The organism is Nibrella saemangeumensis (assembly GCF_039541915.1).
Classification (GTDB): Bacteria; Bacteroidota; Bacteroidia; order Cytophagales; family Spirosomataceae; genus Nibrella; species Nibrella saemangeumensis.
In genome coordinates, this window is sequence record NZ_BAABHD010000044.1 from 1 (window position 1) to 1,324 (window position 1,324).

A 1,324-nucleotide genomic window follows, 5' to 3' on the forward strand; every position below is an offset into this window, starting at 1 on the left:
GCTGAAGCTGATGCTGCCATCGGCATTCACCACCGCCGTGCCGTTGTCTGGCTGGGCCAGAATCACCGGTGCACTGACCGTGGCCAGCGTGGCCGGTATGTTGCCCGTGCGATCGGCATCATTAGCCAGTACATTCACCGTGGTGGGCTGGTTGAAGACGACAGTGGCCACATCGGCATTGGCCCGTGGAGCCTGACTACCCACATTCACCACGACCAGGGCCGTATCACACAAGGATTGATTGACCACATCACAGATGCGGTAGATGAACTGATCGGCTCCGGCAAAGCCTGTGTTGGGTGTGTAGGTGAAGGTGCCATCGGCATTCACCACCACATTGCCACTGGTGGGCTGGCTTACCAGCACGGGAGCGGTGACATTGGTCAGCGAAGCTGGCAGACCTCCTCTGGCATCATCATTGAGCAGCACCGGGATCTGCACCGGGGTGTTGAAGGCCGTGGTGTAGTTATCCCGGTCAGCTACGGGGGCAACACTGCCCACGTTGAAGACCACCAGGGCGGAGTCGCACAAGAGCGGATTCACCGGATCACAAATACGATAAAATAAGGTATCACTACCGGCAAAGCCTGCGTTGGGCGTATAGGTCAGCGTACCGGTGCTGTTGATAACGGCGGTACCATTATCCGGCCCTTCAACAATGATGGGTGCTGTGACATTGGTTAGATTAGCCGGCTGGCCGGCCCGATCTGTGTCGTTAAATAAAATAGGTACCGTTACCGGCTGCTGGAACGACGTCGATACGTTATCCCGATTCGCTGTAGGCGGAGCAGACGGCACATTAAAAATAACTTGTGCGGTAGCACATACGTTGGGGCTAATCGTTGAACAGATCTGGTAGGTCAGCGTATCACTGCCAGCGAAACCAAAGGCCGGCGTGTAGGTAATTGTGCCATCAGGATTGATGACGGCCGTGCCATTGTTGGGCTGATCCACAATCACCGGGGCGGTCACGTTGGTGAGGCTGGCTGGCTGGCCGTTACCGGCCAGGTCATTGTTGAGGATACTCACCGTCACCGGCTGACCGAAGCTACCCGTCACCACATCCTGAACAGGGCTCGGGGCCGGCGCATTGCCGATGTTGATTCGAACCAGGGCGGTATCACACAAACTGGTGTTGACCACATCACAGATGCGATAGATAAATTGATCCACGCCCGTGAAGGTGTCATTGGGATTATAGGTAATCGTACCATCGGCGTTCACCGTCACCACGCCCCCTGTGGGTTGGGTGATGATGGTGGGCAGAGTGACATTGGTCAGGTCAGCCGCAGCACCCGTGCGATCGGTGTCGTTGTTGAGCACA

General features: G+C 56.6%; 1 protein-coding gene. It reads right to left on the reverse strand.

Features of this window, described 5'->3' with window-relative positions; translation table 11 throughout:
- On the reverse strand, window positions 1-1,324 hold a 1,324-nt coding region (locus ABD949_RS18225; protein ID WP_345245579.1), incomplete at both ends, for an Ig-like domain-containing protein.